Source organism: Streptomyces sp. NPDC030840 (assembly GCF_055572015.1).
Genome location: NZ_JBVIEE010000004.1, coordinates 142,362 through 164,563, shown reverse-complemented (window position 1 = coordinate 164,563; position 22,202 = coordinate 142,362). Strand labels below are relative to the sequence as shown.

Here is a 22,202-nt window from a genome sequence, read left to right as displayed (position 1 = left end):
GTCGGTTCCGCCGGCCTTGAACTCTGGACACCACAACTTCATGCACCTCCCGGTGCGCGGGCTGCGGCTACTTCTTCTCTCAAAAGAATCCCATGCCGCCGCCGACTTGATCTCGGGAGGTGCGGCACATGGTGGGTGTCCGGTGCGCAGGCAGCGGATACTTCAGGGCCCTAGTCCGTCAACACGGGTGCGGGTTCGAATCCCGTCACCGGCCCAGGGCCGGTGTGGCGGAAATGGAAGACGCGCTAGGTTATAGTCACGCCGCCGATTCCTGACCTCGGCCACCCTCCTTTTGTCGCGCCTCCTTCCGAAACACCAACGAATTCGGGGGAATTCACCATGGCGCGATTCAACACCAGGGCAAGCAGGGACCGGCCCACCTCCCGCGTGACGTCCACGGGCCGCGTGCTCCGCACCTACGAGGGCGGCCGTGGCCGTGCGCGGGATCCGCGTTCCGAGCTCTTCCTGCTCGCGGTCTCCAACTTCGTGGCGCAGAAGACCTTCTACGAGGACGGCGCCGACCGGGACGACCGGTTCGCGCGGCTCGTGCGCGAGCTCGCCGTCACGCACCCCGCGTGGACCGCCGGACTGCTCGGCTGGCTGCGCGGCGAGGGCAACCTGCGGACCGCCTCGATCGTGGGCGCCGCCGAGTACGTGAAGGCGCGCCTCGACGCGGGCGCCACCGACGGGCCGGCCAACCGGCAGGTCATCGCCTCCGTGCTGCAGCGGCCCGACGAGCCCGGCGAACTGCTCGCGTACTGGACCTCGACGTACGGTCGCGCCGTCCCCAAGCCGGTCAAGCGCGGCATCGCCGACGCCGTACGACGTCTGTACGGGGGCAAGGCGCTGCTGAAGTACGACACGGCGTCCAAGGGATACCGCTTCGGTGACATCCTCAACCTGGTGCACGCGGCGCCGGACCCCGGCAAGCCGTGGCAGGGCGAGCTGTTCCAGTACGCGCTGGACCGCCGGCACAACCCGGACACCGCCGTGCCGCCTGCGTCGAACCGGCTGCTCACCGCGCACCGCGAGCTGATGGCGCTGCCGGTGGAGGAGCGGCGCGCGGTCGTCACCTCGGACGGCGGGGCCGAGCGGCTCGCGGCGGCCGGGATGACGTGGGAGGCGCTGGCGGGCTGGCTGCAGGGGCCGATGGACAAGGCGGCCTGGGAGGCCGTGATCCCGTCCATGGGCGCGATGGCGCTCGTGCGCAACCTCAGGAACTTCGACGAGGCCGGCGTCTCGGATGAGACAGCGGCACAGGTCGCCGCCCGTATCAGCGACCCGGCCGAGGTCGCGCGCTCGCGGCAGTTCCCGTTCCGCTACCTCGCGGCGTACCAGCACGCGCCCTCGCTGCGCTGGTCGTACCCGCTGGAGCAGGCGCTCGGCCACTCGCTGGCCAACGTGCCCGCGCTGCCCGGCCGGACTCTGGTGCTCGTGGACCGCTCGGGCTCGATGTTCTACTCGCGGATGTCCGACCGCTCCAGGCTCAACCGGGCCGACGCGGCGGCGGTCTTCGGCACGGCGCTCGCGCTGCGGGCGGCGGACGCGGACCTCGTCGAGTTCGGCACGAGCAGCCGCAGGGTGCGGTTCCGCAGGGGCGAGTCGGTGCTGAAGATCCTCGGCCGCTTCGGCGATCTGGGCGGCACCGACACCACCGAGGCGGTCCGGCGCCACTACAGGAAGCACGACCGGGTGCTGATCGTCACGGACGAGCAGTACGCGTACAGCCACCACGGCGACCCGACCGAGCAGGTTCCGGCCCACGTGCCGGTCTACACCTGGAACCTGGCCGGCTACCGGGCGGGCCACGGCCCCTCCGGTAAGGGGAACAGGCACACCTTCGGCGGCCTGACGGACGCGGCGTTCCGGATGGTCCCGCTGCTGGAGGCGGCACGGAACGCGGACTGGCCGTGGGTGGCCTGAACCTGGCGGCCTGAGGCCCGGTGGGGAGTGGCCCGCACTTCGGTGCGGGCCACTCCCTTGTGCCCGGCCGGATTGACATCTAACATGTCAGTTGTGAACTCCATGCAGCCGGTGCGCCGCACCCTCCTCAGGGACCGCGCCTACGAAGCGCTCCGGGACGCCATCGTCGCCGGGGAGATCGAGCCCGGCACGGTGGTGCGGGACGCGGACCTCGCGGAGCGGCTCGGGCTGTCGCGGGCTCCGGTGCGCGAGGCGTTCTCGCGGCTCGTGGACGAGGGGCTGCTGGAGAGCAAGCCGCAGAGCTACACGCGGGTGACACCGGTCGTCGCCTCCGACGTGCGGGACGCGGCGTCCGTGGTCGGGGCGATGCACGAGTTGGTCACCCGGGTCGCGGTGCCCCGGCTGTTCGCCGCCGACGTGGAGTCGATGCGGTCGGCCAACGAGCGGTTCGCCGGAGCCGTGCACGCCGGTGACGTGGACACCGCGCTGCGCGCCGACGACGAACTGCACGACGTCCTCGTACGGGTCAGCGGCAACCGTGCGGCCGCCGCCACCATCGCCCGCTACACCCCGCTCATCCGGCGGCTGGAGCGACGGCGCTTCGGCGAGGGCGGCAACTGCCGTTCGGCCGGGCTGCACGAGCAGCTGATCGAGGCCTGCGCGTCCGGTGACGTGGACGAGGCGGTCCGCGTCACGGCGGAGATCTGGCGCAGCCTCGCGAGCATGGACGCGCTCGACGGCGAAGAGCCTCACTGAACAGGCGAAGAGACCCACTGAACCCAGGGAGTACGCCCATGTCCCTTGCCTCCTACGAGCGTTACCCCCTCCTCTTCGGGCCGTCGCCCGTGCACCGTCTGGACCGGCTCACCGAGCACCTCGGCGGCGCCGCCCTGTGGGCCAAGCGTGAGGACTGCAACTCCGGTATCGCGTACGGCGGGAACAAGACCCGCAAGCTGGAGTACCTCGTCGCCGACGCCCTCGCGCAGGGCTGCGACACGCTGGTCTCCATCGGCGGGGTGCAGTCCAACCACACCCGTCAGGTCGCCGCCGTCGCGGCCCGCGCCGGGCTCAAGTGCGTACTGGTGCAGGAGAGTTGGGTCGACTGGCCGGACGCCGTGTACGACAAGGTCGGCAACATCCTCGTCAGCCGCCTCGCGGGAGCCGACGTACGGCTGGTCAAGGCGGGCTTCGGTATCGGGTTCAAGGAGAGCTGGGAGCAGGCGCTCAAGGAGGTCGAGGAGGGCGGCGGCAAGCCGTACGCCATTCCGGCCGGCGCCTCCGACCACCCCCTCGGCGGGCTCGGTTTCGCCGGGTGGGCGTACGAAGTCGCCGAGCAGGAGAGGGAGTTGGGGGTCTTCTTCGACACCGTCGTGGTGTGTTCCGTGACGGGTTCGACGCAGGCCGGCATGGTCGCCGGGTTCGCGGCGCTTCAGGAGGCCGGCGGGCGTCCCCGGCGGGTGCTCGGCATCGACGCGTCGGCCGCGCCCGCCCGCACCCGTGAGCAGATCGCCCGGATCGCCCACCGCACCGGCGGGCTCATCGGTGTACGCAAGGAGTTGACGGAGGCGGACGTCGAGCTGGACGAGCGGTACCACGCGGGCACGTACGGGGTCCCGGACGAGACGACGCTGGACGCGATGCGCCTCGCGGCCACCACCGAGGGCATGGTCACCGACCCCGTGTACGAGGGGAAGTCCATGGCCGGGATGATCGACCTGGTGGCCCGCGGCGAGATCGGTCGCGACTCCACCGTCCTCTACGCGCACCTGGGCGGCCAGCCCGCGCTCAACGCGTACAGCGCGCTGTTCTAACCGGGCGCACCCGCCGTCGCGGCGGGTGCGCTCCGTGCGACGCGTGATCGGCCGGCCGTGAAGGGGCACAGCGCGGAGAGCGTCTCGCGGTGCCTGGTCGGTCTGTCGCCGTCGGCCTGCCCTTGTGCCCTCGGTCCGCCCAGGCTGCGGGCGAGCCGCGCAGTCGGCGCCCTCAGCGCGGCGCACCCCAGCGCATGGGGCGCGGCCCGCGCGCCCTACCGGCCGGGGGACAGGACGACTCCGCCCAGGCGCTCCGTGAGGGCCTGGGCCGTCTCCGTGACCCGTGTCCCGATCTCGGCGAGGCGGTCGTGCGTCACCCGTGAGGCCGGGCCCGAGATGCTCACCGCCGTGACGACCGCCCCGCTGTGGTTGAAGACCGGCGCGGCGACGCAGCGGATCTCCAGTTCGTTCTCCACGTCGTCGATGGCGTACCCGCGCTGCCGGATGCGGGCGAGGTCGGCGCGCAGCTGGTCGGGCGAGGTGAGGGTGGCCGGCGTGCGTGCGGGCAGGCCGGCCGCGAGCACCTGGTCGAGGACGTCGTCCGTGGCGTGGGCGAGGAAGGCCTTGCCCGTGGCCGTGCAGTAGGCGGGCTGGCGTCCGCCCACCCGGGAGTGCATGCGGACGGCCTGGGGGCTCTCGACCTTGTCGATGTAGACGATCTCGGGGGGATCGAAGCTGACCAGGTGCACTGCTTCCCGTACGTCCTGGGCGAGCTGGTGCAGCAGGGGTGCCGCCGTCCGCCGGACGTCGAGCCGCTCCTGGTAGAGCTGGCCGAGCAGGGCGTTCTGGGGACCGAGCCGGTAGAGGCCGTTCTCCGGGTCCTGGTCCACGAGCCGCACCTCCCGCAGGGGCCCGACGAGCCGCAGCACGGTGCTCTTGCTCAGCCCCAGCCCCGTGGCGAGATCGGTCAGGGAGGCTCCCTGTGGGTGCCCCTCGTCCTCCGCCAGGTACATCAGGATGCTCAGCGCGCGCCGCAGGGACGACGACGCGTTGCGGCGGGGCTCGGACGCGTCGGGGATGGGGTTCGAGCTGTCGGGCGAGGCCACGCCGGTTCCTCCTGTGGACGGCTGCTGTGCGGGAGTCCCAGTGTACTGCATTGCAAAACGCTATGTCACATATTGAAATCGGCCGTTGACGACCGGGTGGCGCCGGGCTAACTTCTCCGCAACGCTATGCGGAACGCAGTTTTGCATAGCAAAACAAGCTGGAGTCGATGGCGACCAGGCCCTCTCCCGGCCGCCGCCGGCGCGGCCCCTCTCCCCGAAACTCTCCCCAGAACTCTCCCGGAAGGGAGCCTCCGCGATGAGATTTCGTCACCCTACTCGCACTTTGATGACGCTTTGTGTCGGTGTGACCACCGCCGCATCGCTCGCCGCCTGCAGCTCCGGCAGCGGCACCGCGGCCGCCGGCCAGCAGTCCTCGACACTGCAGGACGTCATCAAGCGCGGCACCCTCAACGTCGCCAGCTGCCTGACGTTCCCGCCGTTCGGCTCCAAGGACAAGTCCGACAAGCCGCAGGGGTTCGACGTCGACGTCGCCACCGCCATGGCCAAGGCGCTCGGCGTCAAGGTCAAGATCGTCGACACGACGTCCGCCAACCGCATCCCCAACCTGCAGACCAAGAAGGTCGACGCGGTGGTCTGCAACTTCACCACCACCTCCGAGCGCGCCAAGCAGGTCGCCTTCAGCGACCCCTACATCGTCGCCGGTGAGGTTCTGCTGGTGAAGAAGTCCAGCGGCATCTCCACCATCAAGGACCTCACGGGCAAGACCGTCGCGGTGACCAAGGGCTCCACCAACGGTGACGCGGTCAAGGCCGGCAACTCCCAGGCGAAGATCCAGGAGTACGACACTTCCTCCGCCGCCGTGCTCGCGGTCAAGCAGGGCCAGGCCGACGCCATGGTCGAGGACTCCAACTTCCTGAACTACCAGGCCAAGCAGGACCCCTCCCTCAAGGTCACCAAGGACTCCGTGGTGCCCCTGGAGTACAACGCCATCGGCGTCCCGCTGGGCGACGCCACCTGGCTGCAGTGGGTCAACACCTGGCTGCGCGAGTTCAACACCTCCGGCCAGTCCGACGCCCTCTACAAGAAGTGGTTCGGCGTCGACCGCGTCTACCCGCTCAACCCGTCCTACTGAGCCCCGGCGGGCGGCGGCACCCTGTCCTGCCGCCGCCCCGTGGAGGAGTCCCATGTTCACCGACTGGAGCTACGCCCTCCGGGACTGGCCCACCTACCTCGACGCCGCCTGGCTGACCCTGAAACTGTCGCTCGAGGCCTTCGCGCTGGCCTTCGCCCTCGGCCTGCTCGGCGCGCTCGCCCGCAGATCCCGTTTCACGGTGCTGCGCGCCCCCGCCGCCGTCTACGTCGAGGTCATCCGCAACACGCCCGTCCTGCTGCAGATGTTCGTCGCCTACTTCGCGCTGCCCTCCGCCGGTCTGCGACTCAGCCCGGTGCAGGCGGGCGTCCTCGCCCTCGGCGTCAACGTCGGCGCCTACCTCACCGAGATCTTCCGGGCCGGCATCCAGGCCGTCCCGCGCGGCCAGCGGGAAGCGGCCCGGGTGCTGGCCCTGAACCCCATGCGCACCTTCGCGCACGTGGTGCTCCCGCAGGCCCTGCGCAACGTCTACCCCGCGGTGGTGAACCAACTGGTCCAGATCATCCTGGGCTCGTCGCTGCTGTCCGCCATCTCCGTCCCGGAGCTGACCGGCACCGCCATGGTCATCAACTCCCGCACCTTGCTGACCGTCCAGGTCTTCGGCATCGCCGCGGTGCTGTACCTGGTCCTCACCAACGCGGTCGTCCTCGTGGCCGGGCTCGTCGGGCGGGCCGCTTTCAAGCCCCCGCTGGAGACCTCCGTACGTCCGCGCCCCCTGAGCGCCGTACGCCGTCTGCTTCCCGCCCGTAGCGGCCGTCCCGTCCAGAAGGAGGCCTGATGGACTGGTCGGTCATCTGGTCCAACCGCGACCTGTACCTCTCCGGCCTGTGGGCGACCGTCCTGCTGTCGATCGCCTCGATCGCCACCGCGACACTCCTCGGCCTCGTCGTCGCTGCCGTACGCACCAGCCGTGTCCCCGTGCTGGCCCAGCTCGGCCGCGGCTACCTGGAGGTCTTCCGCGGCACACCGCTGCTCATCCAGATGCTCTTCATCTACTTCGGCGCGGCCTACCTGAACCTCGCGGGCCTCACCGTCTTCGGCGCGGCGCTGCTCGCCCTCACCCTCTACCAGGGCGCCTACATCGCGGAGATCTTCCGCGCCGGCATCGAGGCGGTACCCCGCGGCCAGTGGGAGGCGGCGCGCGTGCTCGGCCTGCCCCGCGTCCAGACGTTCCTGAGCGTCATCCTTCCGCAGACCCGGGCGATCGTCCTTCCGCCGCTCGTCGGCCAGTACCTCTCCCTGATCAAGGACACCTCGATCGCCGTGGTGATCGGCTACGTCGAACTGGTCCGCCAGGGACAGGCCGTCATCGACCGCGTGGGCGACCCCGCCACGTCCTACCTGGCCGTCGCCGTTCTCTACTTCGTCATCTGCTACCCGCTGTCGCTCCTCGTGCGGCACATGGAGAGAAAGGCCGTCACCGCATGAAGACCACCGAGCCAGCCGCCCAGGAGAAGGCGGTGACCACCTCCCGGATCTCCCTGTCCGGCGTGCACAAACGCTTCGGCGACCTGGAGGTCCTCAAGGGCGTCGACATCGACGTGGAACCCGGCGAGGTCGTCGTCCTCATCGGCGCCAGCGGCTCCGGCAAGAGCACCCTCCTGCGGATCATGTGCGACCTGGAGCGGGCGGACAGCGGCGAGGTGTGGGTGGGCGGCGTACCCCTGCACGACCGGGGGCGCGCACCCGAGATCTTCGGACACGTCGGGATGGTCTTCCAGCAGTTCAACCTCTTCCCGCACAGGACCGCGCTGGGCAACGTGACCCTCGCCCTGCTGAAGGTCAGGAAGCTTCCCCGCGTCCAGGCCGAGGAGCGCGGCCGTGCCGCCCTGGCCCGGGTCGGGCTCGGCGACAAGGCCGACTCCTACCCGGCGCAGCTCTCCGGAGGGCAGCAACAGCGCGTCGCCATCGCCCGCGCGCTCGCCATGGACCCCGCCATCATGTTCTTCGACGAACCGACCTCCGCCCTCGATCCCGAACTCGTGGGAGAGGTCACCGGCGTCATGCGCTCCCTCGCCGAGGACGGCATGACCATGGTCGTCGTCACCCACGAGATGCGGTTCGCCAAGGACACCGCCGACCGCGTCGTCTTCATGGACGGCGGAGTGGTCCTCGAACAGGGTCCGCCCGAGCAGGTCTTCGGCAACCCCGCCGAAGAGCGCACCCAGCAGTTCCTGCACCGGGTCCTCGACACCTGAGGGGCTCTCCCACCGAACCGACACCGCGCCCCGGAAACTCCGGACCCTCCGCCGAAGGAACCCTCGTGCTGTTCCCCCTCCCCCCTCCCGGCCCGCCCTCCGGCGACCCGCCGCCGGCCGACGTGGTCTGCGTCGGAGAGACCATGGCCGTACTCAGCCCCGCGGACACCCGGCCCCTCGCACACCAGCGCACGCTCTTGCTCGCGGTGGGCGGAGCGGAGTCCAACGTGGCCTGCGCCCTGGCCTCCCTCGGGCACCGCGTCGCCTGGCTGGGCCGGGTCGGCGACGATCCGCTCGGACGGCGCGTCCTGGACGACCTGACCGCCCGCGGTGTCGACGTCTCCGCCGCCGAGACGGACCCGGACCGGCCGACCGGCGTCTACTTCAAGGACCCCGGCCCCGACGGCACCGGCACGTACTACTACCGCCGGAACTCCGCGGCCGCCGCCATGGCCCCCCGCCTGACGAGCCGTCCGCTGCTCCACCGGGCGCGCGTCCTGCACGTCTCCGGGATCACCCCGGCACTGTCGGACAGTTGCGCCGCACTGGTCACCCACATCGTCTGCCGCCGGGCCGTACCCGGACCCGTCGTCTCCTTCGACGTCAACTACCGCCCCGCCCTCTGGCGGCACCGCCCCGCCGACGCGGCACCCGTGCTGCGGGCGCTGGCACGCGCCGCCGACGTCGTCTTCGTCGGACGCGACGAGGCCGAGACCCTGTGGGGCACCCGCGGCGCCAAGGAGATCCGCGACCTGCTCGGCCCCGGCCGTGCTCTCGTCGTCAAGGACGCCTGGAACGGAGCGACGGCGTACACGGCCGACGGCGAAGAGACGTTCGTCCCCACACCGGCCGGGCGGGTCGTCGAGCGCGTGGGAGCCGGTGACGCCTTCGCCGCCGGCTGCCTCGCGGCACTCCTCGAAGGCCGCGGCGCGGCGGACGGACTGCGTCTGGGGCACCTGCTGGCGGCGGCGACCCTCGGAACCCGGGAGGACGTGCCCCCTGTTCTGCCCCGGGCCGCACTCGACCACCACCTCGCACTCGACGACGCGGCCTGGACCGCTCTGCGACTGACCTGACGCTGACCTGGCGGCGGGGGCGACGAAGATGGAGCGGTACGCGCCGGGTGCCCCGTCGGCGGGGCACGCCGGACGTCGTCGACGCGGGCCGGCCGGCTACAGCGCCTGGGCCGCCGGCTTCACCATCCCCCTCACCGTGCGGGACTTCACGAAGTCGCCCATCGCCGTCATGTCCCACTCCCCGGAGAACTGGCGGATCAGCTTCGCCATCATCACGCCGGTCTGCGCCTCGGCGTTGGTGAGGTCGAAGCGGACCAGCTCCTCGCCGGTCGCGGCGTCCAGGAGGCGGCAGTAGGCCTTGGCGACCTCGGTGAACTTCTGCCCGGAGAAGGAGTTGACCGTGAAGACCAGGCCGGTGACCTCCTGGGGCAGACGGCCGAGGTCGACCGTGATGACCTCGTCGTCGCCGCCGCCCTCACCGGTGAGGTTGTCACCGGAGTGCCTGATGGCGCCGCCCACGATGGTCAGCTTGCCGAAGTAGCAGCTGTCGATGTGGTTGCGCTGCGGGCCGTAGGCGATGACCGAGGCGTCCAGGTCGATGTCCTTGCCGCGGTACGCGGGCTCCCAGCCGAGGCCCATCTTGACCTGGGAGAGGAGCGGGCGGCCGCCCTTGACGAGGGAGACCGTCTGGTTCTTCTGGAGGCTGACGCGGCCCTTGTCGAGGTTGATCTTGCCGGCGCCGGGGGCGGGCGGGGCGGCGGGCGCCGGGGGAGCGGCCGGGGGCTGCACGGCGGGTGCGGGCGGGGCCGCGGGCTGCGGAGGCGCGACGGGGGCCGCCGGTGCCGGGGCCGGTGCGGCTGCCGGAGCGGAGGCGGGTGCCGGTTCCTCGACCGTGACGCCGAAGTCGGTGGCGATGCCCGCCAGGCCGTTGGCGTACCCCTGGCCGACCGCGCGGGCCTTCCAAGCGCCGTTGCGCAGGTAGATCTCCACGACCACCAGGGCCGTCTCCGTGCCGAGCTGGGGCGGGGTGAAGGTGGCCAGGACGGAGTTGTCGTCGGCGTTGCGGATGGTGGCCGTGGGTTCGATGCCCTGGAAGGTCTGGCCCGCCGCGTCGGGGCTCGCGGTGACCACGATCTTCTCGATGCCCGCGGGGACGGCGGTGGTGTCGACCGTGATCGCGTCGGGGCTGGTGCCGCCGCCGGAGCGGTACGTCACGCCGGGGCCGCTCGGCTGGTTGTAGAAGATGAAGTCGTCGTCGGAGCGCACCTTGCCGTCGGCGGTGAGCAGCAGGCCCGATACGTCGAGCCGCACCGGGGCGGCGACGTCCACCGCCACGCGGGCGGTGGAGAGAGGGATGTTCGAGCCGGGGGTCATAGCTGTCATGCCCCGTGAACGATCCAGGTCGCTTTACCGTTCCCTTACCAGGGGCTGACCGGCGGCCGTTCGGGTCAGCGGCGGGGGCGGGGTTGGTTGCGGGGGTGGTCGCGGGCCGTGCGTTCGTTGCCGCGTTTGTAGTTGCCGGTCCAGCGGGCCATGACGAGCTGGGGGTCGCCGCTGGTCACTTCCGTGAGGAACCGGTCGGCCCTTGGGCCGCGGAGGGTGCCTGCGGGGTGGCCGTGGTGGGTGATCTGCAGGGTGCCGTCGGGGTGCTGTGTGTAGGTGAAGCCGTGGGGTCGGGGCATGGCGGGATGGTAGGCCGGGCGGGCGGCTGTGACCAGGGATTTTTCGCCCCGCCGCCCCGACCCGTCTCATCCCCGGGAGGTGCTGCCCTCCGGCCCCTCCGGGGCCGCCCGGTGCGCGGCACCAGAGGTGCACCCTGCCGCCGGCCGGGGCCGCCGGCCGGGGTGCGGCGTCACGGCATCCTTTATTCGGTGGCATGATCCGGCCGGCCTCGGAGAATGCGTTCATGCATATCCGTGCCGTGCACCTGGACGAGCTGCCACTCCTCCAGGACATCGAGAGGGCCGCCGGGCAGTGCTTCCGGGACATTGGCATGCCGGAGATCGCCGATGATGAGCCGCTGCCGCTCGCCGAGCTCGCCCGCTACCACCACGCCGGGCTGGCCTGGGTCGCGGTCGACGATGCCGACACTCCGGTGGCCTACCTGATCGCCGACCGCGTCGACGGCAACCTCCATGTCGAGCAGGTTTCGGTGCACCGGTCCTCCGCGCGCCGCGGTATCGGCCGCTCCCTGCTGAACCATCTGGCCCATCGTGCCAGGAGCGAGGGGGCACCCGCCCTGACTCTCACCACGTTCACCGAGGTCCCCTGGAACGCCCCCTACTACCTTCGGTGCGGTTTCCAGTTCGTGGACGACAGCAGGCTTACTCCTGGCATGCGGGAGATCCGTCGACGTGAAACGGCACACGGCCTGGACCGGTGGCCTCGTACGTGCATGCGCCGGGCTCTGTGACACTGCGGCGTCACGTAGCGCACGCAGTCGCGGGGCCTTTCCGTGCCGGGCGACGAGCCGCGTTCACCGAGCAGCGGCCAGCACTGCCGAGAGGCCTTCTCGCAGATCTTCGACGAAATACCCGGGGGCCTCCAGCGACGGGAAATGTCCCCCGCTTTCGGGCGACCTCCACCGGACGATCTGCCGGTACCGCTCCTGTGCCCAGGGTCGCGGACACTTCTCGATGTCGCGGGGATACATGGTGATCGCTGACGGGACGTCGACCCGAAGCCCGGGGTCCAGCGAGTTGTGGCTTTCGTAGTAGATGCGGGCCGCCGACGCGCCGGTCCGCGTCAGCCAGTACAGGGTGACGTCGTCAAGTACGCGGTCCATGGAAATCGTCTCGAACGGGCTGTCCTCGGTGTCCGACCACTCGGCGAACTTGTCGAGGATCCAGGCGAGAAGCCCGACCGGCGAGTCGACGAGCGAGTAGCCGATGGTCTGCGGCCGGGTCGCCTGCTGCTTCGCGTACGCCGCGCGGTGGCGCCAGAAATGGCGGGTTTCCTCGGTCCACTCGCGCTCGACCGCCGTCAGCCCGTCCGTTGTCAGCCCGGGCGGTCCCTCCGCGAACGTGGTGTGGATGCCGAGAACGTGCGCCGGGAACCTGCCGCCGAGAACCGTGGTCACGTTCCCTCCCCAGTCGCCGCCGTGGGCCACGAACCTGCTGTAGCCGAGCCTTCCCATCAGTTCCACCCACGCGGCCGCGATCTTTTCGGTTCCCCACCCGGTGGTGGCCGGCTTGTCGCTGTAGCCAAAGCCTGGTAGCGACGGGACCACGACGTGGAACGCCGGCGCCTGCGCGTCTTCCGGATCCGCCAGCTCGTCCACCACATCGACGAACTCGGCAATGCTGCCTGGCCAGCCGTGCGTCAGGATCAGAGGAGTGGCATCCGCGCGCGCGGATCGACGGTGCAGGAAGTGGATTCCCAGATCATCAATGGTCGCGCGGAACTGGCCGATCCGGTTGAGGCGTTCCTCGAACGACCGCCAGTTGTACCCGGTGCGCCAGTAGTTCACGACATCGACGAGGTCGGCGAGAGGAACGCCCTGTTCCCATCGGCGGGGGTCGGGCGCGGCGCGATGGACCGTCTCGGTCTCCGGTAGCCGCGCCGCGGCCAGTCGCGCGCGCAGATCGTCGAGGTCGGCGTCAGTCGCGTGGGCTTCAAATGGTTGAACGTCGCGGGTCGGGCGGGGCATGAGACCTCCTGGCCATCGCGGAACCGGCTGCGAACCATCGCGAACCGGCTAAGCCGGTTCTAACATGTCATCATGTCGGCCTGCAACCGGCTAAGGTGGTTCCATGCGCGCTGGGTTCCCTGACTTCCGCCTCGGCAAGGTGCTGGCGACCAGCTTCACCGCGACTCTGACGGAGCGTCAGGGCAAGGCGGTGGAGCGCATCCCCACGCCGCAGCGGCTCGTCGACTGGCTGGCGGTGAACGACCTCGCCGTGGACTCCTGCACCACTGCCCAGCTCGACCTCGCCCGGGAGTTGAGGGAGGCGATTCACGTCGCCGCGACGGCGGCCGCGATCCAGGACACTCTCCCTGCGTCCGCTGTCCAGGTCATCAATGACCGCAGCGTTCAGGGGCGGGCCGCGGCGATCCTGACGCCCGAGGGCGAGCGGCGATGGCGGCTCGGCTCGGCTTCCTGCGTGGAGGATGCCCTCAGCGTGATCGCCGCCGACGCGATCAGCATCATCGCAGGCGAACGGGACGGGAAACTGGCCTTGTGTGCGTCACCGACCTGCCAGGCCGCCTTCTTCGACACCAGTCAGAGCCGCACCCGCAAATGGTGTGACATGAACACGTGTGGGAATCGTCAGAAGAAAGCGCGCTTCCACGCCAACCGGCGCAAACACCCCGGATCGGCGGAGTGATCGTTACGAACCGCGTTGGCGCCCGGCGCAGTTGACGGCCGTCCACAGCCGCCCGCAGGTCAGCCGGGCACCCTCGGCCATGAAGTGGACGCGAGCGACAGGATGGTGCGGGCCTCTCGGGGCAGCAGCCGCTCGCGCTTCGCTGCGAACGACTGGAGGGCCGCGGGGTGCCGCCCGGAGCCGCCCTGGGACACCCCTGGGTACTCACGGCCCCCGAACAGCCGCCCTCTCCCTACGGAACCACCACGATCTTCCTCCCCACCCCCGACGCGAACTGGTCCAGCGCCTGCGGATAGCTCGTCAGGGGCAGGCGGTCGCTGATGAAGATGCCGGGGTCGAGGACACCCGCCGCGAACAGCTCAGCCGCCCGCTCGAAACTGTGCAGCACCGCCATGGAGCCCGTGATCGTGATCTCCTGGTTGTAGATGCGGTACGGATCGATCGTCACCCGGGTGGCGTAGTCGGCCACCCCGAACTGCAGGAACGTACCGGCCTTGGCCACCCGGTCCAGGCCGTCCTGGATCGCCGCCGCGTTGCCCGTCGCGTCCACCACCACGTCCCAGCCCTGGGGGCGGTCCAGTTCGTCGGGCGAGGCGGCGGACGCCGAGACGCCCAGCTGCCGTGCCGTCTCCAGGCGGGACGGGTTCACGTCCACCACGTCCACGCTCGCCGCCCCCGTACGCTTCGCGAGTTCCAGCATCATCAGGCCCATCGTCCCCGAGCCGTAGATCAGGACGTGGGCGCCGAGGCGGGACTGGAGCACGTCGTAGCCGCGGACCGCGCAGGACAGGGGCTCCACGAGGGCCGCGTCCTGGGTGCGGATGTGCTCGGGGAGCCGTACGCAGTTGGCCACCGGCGCCACCGCGTACTGGGCCGCGCCCCCCGCCGTCGTCACCCCGATCGCGGCCCAGCGCTCGCAGAGGTTGTTGTGGCCCGTACGGCAGTACCGGCACTCGTAGCAGTACAGGGAGGGATCGACGGCCACCCGGTCGCCGACCGACACCTCCGTGACCTGGGTTCCCACCCCGACCACCTCGCCGGCGAACTCGTGCCCCGGCACGATCGGCAGCTTCGGCGCGAACTCGCCCTGGAGGATGTGCAGATCCGTGCCGCACAGGCCGCAGGCGGCCACCTCCACCACGACCTCCCGTGGCCCTGGCGTCGGGTCCGGCACCTCCGCGACGACAGCCTTGCCCACGGACTCGATGACGGCGGCCTTCATTTCACGGCTCCCAACGACAGGCCCTGGACGAGTTTGTCCTGGGCGGCGAACCCCGCGGCGAGCACCGGCAGGGAGATGACGAGCGACGCGGCGCACACCTTCGCCAGGAACAGGCCCTGGCTGGTGATGAAGCCGGTCAGGAAGACGGGGGCCGTCTCGGCGACGACGCCCGTCAGCACGCGCGCGAAGAGCAGTTCGTTCCAGCTGAAGATGAAGCAGATCAGGGCCGTCGCCGCGATCCCCGGTGCCGCGATCGGGGCCACGACGCGCGCCAGGACCGTCGGCAGGCGCGCCCCGTCCAGCTGGGCGGCCTCGATGACCGCCACCGGCACCTCCGCCAGGAACGACTGCATCATCCACACGGCGATCGGCAGGTTCATCGACGTGTAGAGGATGACCAGCAGCCAGATGTTGTCCAGGAAGTCGGTGTTCTTGGCGAAGAGGTAGATCGGGAGGAGGCCCGCCACCACCGGCAGCATCTTCGTGGAGAGGAAGAAGAACAGGACGTCCGTCCACTTCCTCACCGGGCGGATCGACAGGGCGTATGCCGCCGGCAGGGCCAGCAGCAGGACGCACAGCGTCGACGCCAGAGACGCCACCGTGGAGTTGATGAGCGACGGCCACGGGCTCGCGCCGCCGCCCACACCGAAGAACTCGCGGTAGCCGTCGAGGGTGAGGGCGGCCGCCCAGGACGGCGGGTTGGTCGCCGCGTCCGACTCCGAGTGGAAGGACGTCAGCGCCATCCAGGCGATGGGCAGGAAGAACAGCAGGCCCACCAGCCAGGCGGCCAGGCCCAGGCTCGCTCCCCGGGCGCGACGGGGACGTACACGTGCGGCATTCGCGGTGGCGCTCATGCGCGGGACACCTCCTCGCGGAACAGCGACGAGACCACGCGCAGGGCGAACGTCGCGATGATGATCGAACCGATGACGACGAGGACGCCCGCGGCGGAGGCGAGGCCGTTCTCGTGGGCCTGGTAGAAGGTCTGGTAGACGGTGTAGGGGAGGTTGGCCGTGCCGAGGCCGCCCGAGGTGATGGTGAAGACGGCGTCGAAGTTCTGGACGATGTAGATCGAGCCCAGCAGGGCGCCCAGCTCCAGGTAGCGGCGCAGGTGCGGCAGCGTGAGGTGGCGGAAGATCTGCCAGTCGCTCGCGCCGTCCACGCGGGCCGCCTCGATCTGCTGGTGGTCGCGGCTCTGCAGCCCGGCCAGCAGGATCAGCATCATGAACGGCGTCCACTGCCAGATCAGGGAGGCCTCGACCGCGAGCAGCGGGGTGTCGGAGATCCAGTCCGGCTGGGGGCCGCCGACGTAGTGCAACAGACCGTTGAACAGGCCGTATTCGGGGTTGTAGAGCACGTGCTTCCAGAGCAGGGCCGCGGCGACCGGGACCACCAGGAACGGGGCGATCAGAAGGGTGCGGACGATGCCCCGGCCGCGGAAGCGGCGGTCCAGGAGCAGGGCGAGGGCGAGGCCGAGGAGCAGGCTGACGAGGACCACGGCGACCGTGAGCACGACCGTCGTCCACACGGAGCGGCGCAGGTCGGGGTCGGTCAGCACCTGTTCGTAGTTGGCGAAGCCCGTGAAGCTGCGGGCGTCGGGGTAGAGCGAGTTCCAGTCGAAGAAGGAGATCACCAGCGTCGCCACGAACGGGAGCTGGGTGACGACGATCATGAAGATGAGGGCGGGCAGGAGCGGGGCGCGGGTGGCCCAGGCGCGCAGGCGCGTCGAGGGTTTGCCCGTCGTCCGCACGGGCGCTGTGGCTATCGGGGCGGTCGTGGTCGCGGTCATCGTCCCTCGTACTCCTCGGAGATGCGCTCGGCGAGCGCCTGCGACTTCTTCAGGGCCGACTCGACGGACTGGCGTCCGGCGATGGCCGCGCTGATCTCCTGCGAGACCTTGGTGCCGAGGTCGGTGAACTCGGGGATGCCGACGAACTGGATGCCGGGCGCGGGGCGCGGCTGCACCCCCGGGTCGGTGGGCCGGGCGCCCTCGATGGCCTCCTTCGTCATCTCCTGGAAGGCGGCGGCCTCCTTGACGTAGGCCGGATTGGTGTACGTCGAGGCCCGCTTTCCCGCGGGGACGTTGGACCAGCCGATCTTGTCGCCGACGAGTTGCTCGTACTGCTTGCTGGACGCCCAGGAGACGAACTTCCAGGCCTTGTCGGGGTTCCGCGACGCCTGCTGGATGCCCCAGGCCCAGGTGTAGAGCCAGCCGGAGGACCTGGTCTTCTCCACCGGCGCCGGCGCGTAGCCGATCTTGCCCTTGACCGGGGACTTGGCGGCCTCCAGGGAGCCGGCCGCCGACGTGGCGTCGTACCACATGGCGACCTTGCCCTGGGTCATGTTGTTCAGGCACTCGGCGAAGCCGGACTGGGCGGCGCCGGACTCGCCGTGCTCGCGGACGAGGTCGACGTAGAACTTGGTGGCCTTCTCGAACTCGGGGGAGTTCAGGCGCGCCTTCCAGTCCTTGTCGAACCAGGTGCCGCCGAAGGTGTTGACGACGGTGGTGAGCGGGGCCATCACCTCGCCCCAGCCGGGCAGGCCGCGCAGGCAGATGCCCTTCATGCCGGACTCGGCACCGTCGGCCTTCGCGGCGAGGTCGGCGACCTGCTGCCAGGTGGGGTGTTCGGGCATGGTCAGCCCCTTCTCGGCGAACACGTCCTTGCGGTACATCAGGAAGGACGACTCGCCGTAGAACGGCTGCCCGTAGAGCTTGCCGTCGTCGCCGGTCAGGGACTGGCGCATCGGCTTGAGGATGTCCTGCTCGTCGAAGGCCGCGTCCTTGGCGATGTACGAGTTCATCTCGTGCAGCCAGTCGTTGCGGGCGTAGATCGGTATCTCGTAGTTGCTGAGCGTGGCGACGTCGTACTGGCCCGCCTGGTTGGCGAAGTCCTGGCTGATCTTGTCGCGGACGTCGTTCTCCGGCAGGACGGTGAAGTTCACCCTGATGCCGGTGTCCTTGGTGAAGTGGGCGCGGGTGAGCTTCTGCAGCTCCACCATCTGCGGGTTGTTGACCATCAGGACGTTGATGGAGTCGCCGCCGGCACCCGTCCCGCCTGCTCCGGTCCAGCAGCCGGAGAGCAGCGGGGCGAGCAGCGTCCCTGCGGCGGCCGCGGCAAGTGCGGTGCGCGGCCTCCGTCGGCTCGGGATTCGCATGGATCGCTCCTGGGCGTAGGGGTAAATGGGGAGATAAGGGGCGGGTGTGGGCGTGGGGGTGCCCTTACGGGTGTGGGTTCGGTTGTCAGACTCGGATGACCTGGGGTCCCAGCAGCGAGTACCGGTGGGCCTCCGACGCGGGCAGCAGCGTGCTGGTGACGATCGCCTCCAGCGCGCCGATGTCCGCGAACCGGCAGAAGCTGACCGCGCCGAACTTGGTGTGCACGCCGGCGAAGACCGTGCGCCGGGCGGTCCGGATGGCCTGGGCCTTGACCTCGCTGACCGCGGGGTCGGGGGTGGTGAGCCCGTGGTCGCGGGAGATGCCGTTGGCGCCGATGTAGGCCAGGTCGATGACGAACCCGGCGAGCATCTTCGTCGTCCAGTGGTCGACGGTCGCGAGGGTGCCGGGGCGCACCCGGCCGCCCAGCAGCAGCACGGTGGTGTTGCCCGCCTCCGCGAGCGCGCCCGCGGTGGCGAGGGAGGCGGTGACCACGGTCAGGGGCCGGTCCCTGGGCAGGGCCTCGGCGATGAGCTGCGGGGTGAAGCCCTCGTCGACGAAGACCGTCTCGGCGTCTGCGAGCAGTTCGGCCGCGGCGGTCGCGATCCGCCGCTTCTCGGGGACGTGGCTGGTGGCGCGGAAGGCGAGCGTCGTCTCGAAACCGGCGCTCTCCACCGGATAGGCCCCGCCGTGGGTGCGGCGGACCAGGCCGTGGTCCTCCAGGGCACGCAGATCGCGTCGTACGGTCTCCTTGGCGACGCCCAGTTCGGCGGCGAGCGCGGTCACGTCGACCGAACCCGTGCGGCGGGCGGCCTTGACGATTTCGCGCTGTCTTTCTTCCGCACTCATGGCCGACACCTGCCCCTCCGCGTTTCCGGAACTGCCCGTTCGGGCCCGGTGGGGCCCATGGGGGAAGTTCTACAGCGGGTGCGCGTCACTGACCAGGCCTGTTGCAGGCCCGATGGTGCCCGTCTGCGCCCGTTTCGGGCGGTGGCCGCCCGCCTCGGACCTGGGGCGGAGGGGAGATCGGGCAGCAGGCGTGCCCGAATGCGGCGGCGGGCGGGCCCGTTCGGTGCCCGCCCGCCGCCGTCATGCGCCGATCGCCGCGTGAATATCGCCGCGTCAATACGGCCAGATGGGCGGCTCGCTCACGAAGTGGCCGCCGAGGTAGGCGTGCGCCACGTTGTCAGGGTCGAGCTCGCCCTGCTCCGCGATCAGCTTCTCGGCGTACGGCTCGGAGTCGTCCCGCGGCTCGTAGCCGAGGGCGCGGGCGGTCGTCAGGTCCCACCACAGGCGGGTGTTGGCGGAGGAGCCGTACACGACGGTGTGTTTCACGTCCTCGGCGGTCAGGGCCGCGTGGAAGAGGCGGGCCCCGTCCTCGGGGCTCATCCAGACCGACAGCATGCGCACGCTCGTGGGTTCCCTGAAGCAGGAGCCGATGCGTACGGAGACGGTCTCGATGCCGTGCAGGTCCCAGTAGAGCTGGGCGAGGTCCTCGCCGAAGGACTTGGAAAGGCCGTAGAAGGTGTCGGGGCGGCGCGGGGTGTCGATCGGGATCAGGGGGTCGTCGCCCTGGGGGCGGGGGGTGAAGCCGACGGCGTGGTTGGAGGAGGCGAAGACGATCCGCTTGACCCCCTCCTCACGGGCGGCCTCGTACAGGTTGTAGGTCCCCTCGATGTTCGCCTTGAGGATCTTCTCGAACGGGGCCTCCAGGGAGATGCCCGCGAGGTGGATGATCGCGTCGACGCCCCGGACGGCCTCGTGCAGCGCGTCCCGGTCGGCGAGGTCCGCGGTGATCGCGTCGGGCTCGCCCTCGACGGGGCGTACGTCGAGGAGGCGGAGTTCGTAGCCGTACTCCGGGAGCAGCTCCCGCATCAGGGTGCCGAGTCCGCCGGCGGCGCCGGTGAGCAGAACGGTACGGGGAGCGGGCATCCTCGGGTCTCCTTGAGTCACCGGAAGCGCGTGCGAATCACCGGATTGCGATGAGTGCTGTGCGCATGTGCGTACCACATTCACATGCGTGGACACGCTAAGGAGTCCCGGTCGCCTGCGTCAAGGGGTGGTGACGACGCGTCAAGGGAGGAAATCCGCTGGTGTCTCGCGTGTTGGCGTGCTTGACCGGCCCGAAGGGGGCGGCTTAGCGTGGGCGGGTTCAGAAATATAGACACTGATCAGAGACATGGACTTGGGAGAGCCCGTGACCTCAGCCCCCCTCGCTGCTCGGCTCAGTATCCCCAGCGGGCCGCTGTTCTTCCCCGTCACGGCCTACGGCCCGGACGGCGCGGTCGACCTGGACGCCTACCGCACGCATGTGCGCCGGGGTGTCGACGCCGGGGCCGCCGCCGTCTTCGCGTGCTGCGGCACGGGCGAGTTCCACGCGCTCGCGCCCGAGGAGTTCCAGAGCTGTGTCCGCGCCGCCGTCGAGGAGACCGCCGGCCGGGTGCCGGTCGTGGCGGGCGCGGGGTACGGGACCGCGCTCGCCGTACGGTACGCGCGGCTCGCCGAGGAGGCCGGCGCCGACGGACTGCTCGCCATGCCGCCCTACCTCGTGCACGCTGCCCAGGAGGGCCTGCTGCGGCACTACCGCGAACTGGCGGCGGCGACCGCGCTCCCGCTGATCGTCTACCAGCGCGACAACGCCGTCTTCACCCCCGGGACGGCGGTCGAACTCGCCCGCACCGAAGGCGTCATCGGCTTCAAGGACGGCCTCGGCGACCTGGACCTGATGCAGCGGATCGTGAGCGCCGTACGCAGCGAGGTCCCGGGCGAGTTCCTGTACTTCAACGGCCTGCCGACGGCCGAACTGACGGGGCTCGCGTACCGGGGCATCGGCATCACCCTGTACTCGTCCGCGGTGTTCTGCTTCGCACCCGAGATCGCCCTCGCCTTCCACAAGGCGTTCAACGAGGGCGACGACAGGGCGGTGGAACGGCTGCTGGACGGCTTCTACCGGCCGTTCGTGGAACTGCGCGCGCGGGGACGGGGGTATGCGGTGTCCCTGGTGAAGGCCGGGGTGCGGATGCGCGGACTCGACGTCGGGGAGGTGCGGCCGCCACTGCACGAACCGGCCGAGGACCATGTCAAGCAGCTCGCGCAGCTGATCGAGCGCGGGTACGCGCTGCTCGAGAGCCAGGTAGAGGAGGACAGGTGAAGGCGTCGGCGTTCGTCTACCCCTGGGACGTCAACGGGGACCCGGCGGCCGGGGAGCGCATCGCGGGGCTCGGTGTGCGGCAGGTGACGCTCGCCTCCGCGTACCACTCCACGCGTGCGCTCACGCCCCGGCACCCCCGGCACCGGATCGTCACGGCCGAGCACGCCGCCGTGCTCTACCCGCCCGAGGACGCGCGGTGGTCGGGGCGGCGCCTGCGGCCGTACGCCGCGGGGGAGTGGGCGCCCGGGGACGCGTACGGGGAGGCTGCCGAGGCGCTGGCGGCCGCCGGTCTTGAGGTGCACACCTGGGTCGTGCTCGCGCACAACTCCCGGCTGGGTGCCGAGTTCCCGGACACGTCCGTGGTCAACGCGTACGGCGACCGGTACGCGTGGGCGCCGTGTATCGCGCAGCCGGAGACCCGGCAGTACCTGGTGGACCTGGCCGTCGAGGCGGCCGTGCGGCCGGGGGCGCGGGGGACCGAGCTGGAGTCGCTCGGCTGGTACGGGCTGCCCCACCTCCACGCCCACGACAAGAGCGGCGGGGTCGCGCTCGGGGACGCCGGGACGTACCTGATGTCGCTGTGCTTCTGCGGGACGTGCCGGGAGGGGTACGGGGCCCAGGGGCTCGACGCGGAGGAGCTGGCGGCGGCCGTGCGGGGCGCGCTGGAGCCGGTGTGGCGGGGCGACGCGTCCGACGACGGGGGCTGGCCGGCCGTGGAGAAGCTGCTCGGTGAGGGCCGGGCGGCGGGTACGCGGGCGTGGCGTGACGACATCGCCCGTACGCTTCAGGAAGCGGCGGTCGGCGCCGTCCGGGGCGCGGCGCCCGAGGGCTTCCAGGTGCTGCTGCACGCCGATCCGTTCGCCTACCGCGTGGGGGCGAACCCTGGTGTCGATCCCGCGCACATCCTGTCCGTCGCGGACGGAGTGGTCGTGCCCTGTGCGGGCGGGCCGGGGCTGCTGACGCCGTTCGCGGAGCAGGGGCGGGAGGGGGCGGTGCTGGCCGCGAACTTCACCGTGGTGTCGGGGATGGGCGGGAGCCCGGGGACGCTCGCGGCGGACGCGGTCCGGGCGGCTGAGCACGGGGCGACGGAACTGCGGCTGTATCACGCGGGGTTGGCGTCGGACGGGGATCTGGGGGCGGTGCGGGAGGCGTTGGCGGGGTGGGGATGAGCATCCCAGGACCGCCCGCCGCCCCATGCCCCTGCGTGCCGCCGAACGCACCGCACGGCCTCAGTCGGACGGA

General features: G+C 70.7%; 22 protein-coding genes. 12 read left to right on the top strand and 10 right to left on the bottom strand.

All coding sequences use genetic code 11. The annotated features are described in order from the left end of the window. Positions 1-339 precede the first annotated feature (339 nt). The 3 genes from ACZ49J_RS11110 (at position 340) to ACZ49J_RS11100 (ending at position 3,734) form a co-directional block, all read left to right on the top strand. Positions 340-1,923 (top strand): TROVE domain-containing protein, encoded by a 1,584-nt coding sequence (locus ACZ49J_RS11110; protein ID WP_467451185.1) that lies wholly within the window; start codon positions 340-342, stop codon positions 1,921-1,923. Positions 1,924-2,025: 102 nt separating this feature from the next. Continuing rightward, positions 2,026-2,679: a GntR family transcriptional regulator gene (locus ACZ49J_RS11105; RefSeq protein ID WP_467451335.1), complete on the top strand. Its 654-nt coding sequence runs from the start codon at positions 2,026-2,028 to the stop codon at positions 2,677-2,679. A gap of 38 nt (positions 2,680-2,717) precedes the next feature. Next, positions 2,718-3,734: a 1-aminocyclopropane-1-carboxylate deaminase gene (locus ACZ49J_RS11100; protein WP_467451183.1), complete on the top strand. Its 1,017-nt coding sequence runs from the start codon at positions 2,718-2,720 to the stop codon at positions 3,732-3,734. A 215-nt stretch (positions 3,735-3,949) separates the two neighbouring features. Here the strand turns inward: ACZ49J_RS11100 and ACZ49J_RS11095 are convergent, their stop codons facing one another. Beyond that, entirely contained in the window at positions 3,950-4,780 is an 831-nt protein-coding gene (locus ACZ49J_RS11095) for an IclR family transcriptional regulator (RefSeq protein ID WP_467451182.1), read from the bottom strand. A gap of 304 nt (positions 4,781-5,084) precedes the next feature. Between ACZ49J_RS11095 and ACZ49J_RS11090 the strand changes: the two genes are divergently transcribed. From ACZ49J_RS11090 to ACZ49J_RS11070, 5 genes are all read left to right on the top strand, one after another. Continuing rightward, entirely contained in the window at positions 5,085-5,873 is a 789-nt protein-coding gene (locus ACZ49J_RS11090; RefSeq protein WP_467451181.1) for an ABC transporter substrate-binding protein, read from the top strand. Between the two features lie 52 nt (positions 5,874-5,925). Next, the gene (locus tag ACZ49J_RS11085; protein WP_467451180.1) at positions 5,926-6,669 is read left to right on the top strand and encodes an amino acid ABC transporter permease; all 744 of its coding nucleotides are present in this window, start codon (positions 5,926-5,928) and stop codon (positions 6,667-6,669) included. Beyond that, positions 6,669-7,319 (top strand): amino acid ABC transporter permease, encoded by a 651-nt coding sequence (locus tag ACZ49J_RS11080; RefSeq protein ID WP_467451178.1) that lies wholly within the window; start codon positions 6,669-6,671, stop codon positions 7,317-7,319. The genes ACZ49J_RS11085 and ACZ49J_RS11080 overlap by 1 nt, the downstream gene beginning before the upstream one ends. Beyond that, positions 7,316-8,089, top strand: coding sequence for an amino acid ABC transporter ATP-binding protein (locus tag ACZ49J_RS11075; protein WP_467451176.1), 774 nt, complete (start codon positions 7,316-7,318; stop codon positions 8,087-8,089). The genes ACZ49J_RS11080 and ACZ49J_RS11075 overlap by 4 nt, the downstream gene beginning before the upstream one ends. 65 nt (positions 8,090-8,154) lie before the next feature. Continuing rightward, the gene (locus tag ACZ49J_RS11070; RefSeq protein ID WP_467451175.1) at positions 8,155-9,165 is read left to right on the top strand and encodes a sugar kinase; all 1,011 of its coding nucleotides are present in this window, start codon (positions 8,155-8,157) and stop codon (positions 9,163-9,165) included. A 96-nt stretch (positions 9,166-9,261) separates the two neighbouring features. Here ACZ49J_RS11070 and ACZ49J_RS11065 read toward each other — a convergent pair whose 3' ends face one another. Further along, positions 9,262-10,479 (bottom strand): TerD family protein, encoded by a 1,218-nt coding sequence (locus ACZ49J_RS11065; RefSeq protein WP_467451334.1) that lies wholly within the window; start codon positions 10,477-10,479, stop codon positions 9,262-9,264. A 74-nt stretch (positions 10,480-10,553) separates the two neighbouring features. Further along, positions 10,554-10,787, bottom strand: coding sequence for a hypothetical protein (locus ACZ49J_RS11060; protein WP_467451174.1), 234 nt, complete (start codon positions 10,785-10,787; stop codon positions 10,554-10,556). 224 nt (positions 10,788-11,011) lie between these two features. Between ACZ49J_RS11060 and ACZ49J_RS11055 the strand changes: the two genes are divergently transcribed. Next, positions 11,012-11,518 (top strand): GNAT family N-acetyltransferase, encoded by a 507-nt coding sequence (locus ACZ49J_RS11055; RefSeq protein WP_467451172.1) that lies wholly within the window; start codon positions 11,012-11,014, stop codon positions 11,516-11,518. Between the two features lie 63 nt (positions 11,519-11,581). On the opposite strand, the gene ACZ49J_RS11050 is transcribed toward ACZ49J_RS11055, so the two are convergent. Then, positions 11,582-12,754, bottom strand: a complete 1,173-nt coding sequence (locus tag ACZ49J_RS11050) for an epoxide hydrolase family protein (RefSeq protein ID WP_467451170.1) — start codon at positions 12,752-12,754, stop codon at positions 11,582-11,584. A 103-nt stretch (positions 12,755-12,857) separates the two neighbouring features. On the opposite strand from ACZ49J_RS11050, the gene ACZ49J_RS11045 reads away from it, so the two are divergent. Next, positions 12,858-13,433 carry a CGNR zinc finger domain-containing protein gene (locus ACZ49J_RS11045; RefSeq protein WP_467451168.1) on the top strand — a complete coding sequence of 192 codons (576 nt, stop codon included), beginning with the start codon at positions 12,858-12,860 and terminating at the stop codon, positions 13,431-13,433. Positions 13,434-13,665: 232 nt separating this feature from the next. Here the strand turns inward: ACZ49J_RS11045 and ACZ49J_RS11040 are convergent, their stop codons facing one another. The 6 genes from ACZ49J_RS11040 to ACZ49J_RS11015 all read right to left on the bottom strand — a co-directional run bounded on the left by ACZ49J_RS11040 (position 13,666) and on the right by ACZ49J_RS11015 (position 19,741). Continuing rightward, positions 13,666-14,655, bottom strand: a complete 990-nt coding sequence (locus ACZ49J_RS11040) for a zinc-dependent alcohol dehydrogenase family protein (protein WP_467451166.1) — start codon at positions 14,653-14,655, stop codon at positions 13,666-13,668. After that, positions 14,652-15,509, bottom strand: a complete 858-nt coding sequence (locus tag ACZ49J_RS11035) for a carbohydrate ABC transporter permease (protein WP_467451164.1) — start codon at positions 15,507-15,509, stop codon at positions 14,652-14,654. The genes ACZ49J_RS11040 and ACZ49J_RS11035 overlap by 4 nt, the downstream gene beginning before the upstream one ends. Next, the gene (locus ACZ49J_RS11030) at positions 15,506-16,444 is read right to left on the bottom strand and encodes a carbohydrate ABC transporter permease (RefSeq protein WP_467451162.1); all 939 of its coding nucleotides are present in this window, start codon (positions 16,442-16,444) and stop codon (positions 15,506-15,508) included. Before ACZ49J_RS11030 ends, ACZ49J_RS11035 begins: the two co-directional genes overlap by 4 nt. Beyond that, the gene (locus ACZ49J_RS11025) at positions 16,441-17,811 is read right to left on the bottom strand and encodes an ABC transporter substrate-binding protein (RefSeq protein ID WP_467451160.1); all 1,371 of its coding nucleotides are present in this window, start codon (positions 17,809-17,811) and stop codon (positions 16,441-16,443) included. Before ACZ49J_RS11025 ends, ACZ49J_RS11030 begins: the two co-directional genes overlap by 4 nt. A gap of 85 nt (positions 17,812-17,896) precedes the next feature. After that, complete coding sequence (locus tag ACZ49J_RS11020; RefSeq protein ID WP_467451158.1) at positions 17,897-18,667, bottom strand: DeoR/GlpR family DNA-binding transcription regulator; 771 nt, start codon at positions 18,665-18,667, stop codon at positions 17,897-17,899. A gap of 264 nt (positions 18,668-18,931) precedes the next feature. Continuing rightward, a complete protein-coding gene (locus ACZ49J_RS11015) occupies positions 18,932-19,741 on the bottom strand; it encodes an NAD-dependent epimerase/dehydratase family protein (protein WP_467451156.1) in 810 nt (269 codons plus the stop codon). A gap of 247 nt (positions 19,742-19,988) precedes the next feature. Between ACZ49J_RS11015 and ACZ49J_RS11010 the strand changes: the two genes are divergently transcribed. Both ACZ49J_RS11010 and ACZ49J_RS11005 read left to right on the top strand, forming a co-directional pair. Next, a complete protein-coding gene (locus ACZ49J_RS11010) occupies positions 19,989-20,960 on the top strand; it encodes a 5-dehydro-4-deoxyglucarate dehydratase (RefSeq protein ID WP_467451155.1) in 972 nt (323 codons plus the stop codon). Continuing rightward, complete coding sequence (locus tag ACZ49J_RS11005; protein ID WP_467451153.1) at positions 20,957-22,129, top strand: hypothetical protein; 1,173 nt, start codon at positions 20,957-20,959, stop codon at positions 22,127-22,129. The genes ACZ49J_RS11010 and ACZ49J_RS11005 overlap by 4 nt, the downstream gene beginning before the upstream one ends. Positions 22,130-22,202: the final 73 nt, after the last annotated feature.

Coding starts and splice junctions, on each gene's coding strand:
- ACZ49J_RS11080 (WP_467451178.1), top strand. CDS start 6,669: ATGGACTGGTCGGTCATCTGGTCCAACCGCGACCTGTACCTCTCCGGC.
- ACZ49J_RS11065 (WP_467451334.1), bottom strand. CDS start 10,479: ATGACCCCCGGCTCGAACATCCCTCTCTCCACCGCCCGCGTGGCGGTG.
- ACZ49J_RS11100 (WP_467451183.1), top strand. CDS start 2,718: ATGTCCCTTGCCTCCTACGAGCGTTACCCCCTCCTCTTCGGGCCGTCG.
- ACZ49J_RS11045 (WP_467451168.1), top strand. CDS start 12,858: ATGCGCGCTGGGTTCCCTGACTTCCGCCTCGGCAAGGTGCTGGCGACC.
- ACZ49J_RS11010 (WP_467451155.1), top strand. CDS start 19,989: ATGGACTTGGGAGAGCCCGTGACCTCAGCCCCCCTCGCTGCTCGGCTC.
- ACZ49J_RS11035 (WP_467451164.1), bottom strand. CDS start 15,509: ATGAGCGCCACCGCGAATGCCGCACGTGTACGTCCCCGTCGCGCCCGG.
- ACZ49J_RS11030 (WP_467451162.1), bottom strand. CDS start 16,444: ATGACCGCGACCACGACCGCCCCGATAGCCACAGCGCCCGTGCGGACG.
- ACZ49J_RS11050 (WP_467451170.1), bottom strand. CDS start 12,754: ATGCCCCGCCCGACCCGCGACGTTCAACCATTTGAAGCCCACGCGACT.
- ACZ49J_RS11025 (WP_467451160.1), bottom strand. CDS start 17,811: ATGCGAATCCCGAGCCGACGGAGGCCGCGCACCGCACTTGCCGCGGCC.
- ACZ49J_RS11015 (WP_467451156.1), bottom strand. CDS start 19,741: ATGCCCGCTCCCCGTACCGTTCTGCTCACCGGCGCCGCCGGCGGACTC.
- ACZ49J_RS11075 (WP_467451176.1), top strand. CDS start 7,316: ATGAAGACCACCGAGCCAGCCGCCCAGGAGAAGGCGGTGACCACCTCC.
- ACZ49J_RS11105 (WP_467451335.1), top strand. CDS start 2,026: ATGCAGCCGGTGCGCCGCACCCTCCTCAGGGACCGCGCCTACGAAGCG.
- ACZ49J_RS11060 (WP_467451174.1), bottom strand. CDS start 10,787: ATGCCCCGACCCCACGGCTTCACCTACACACAGCACCCCGACGGCACC.
- ACZ49J_RS11110 (WP_467451185.1), top strand. CDS start 340: ATGGCGCGATTCAACACCAGGGCAAGCAGGGACCGGCCCACCTCCCGC.
- ACZ49J_RS11040 (WP_467451166.1), bottom strand. CDS start 14,655: ATGAAGGCCGCCGTCATCGAGTCCGTGGGCAAGGCTGTCGTCGCGGAG.
- ACZ49J_RS11055 (WP_467451172.1), top strand. CDS start 11,012: ATGCATATCCGTGCCGTGCACCTGGACGAGCTGCCACTCCTCCAGGAC.
- ACZ49J_RS11085 (WP_467451180.1), top strand. CDS start 5,926: ATGTTCACCGACTGGAGCTACGCCCTCCGGGACTGGCCCACCTACCTC.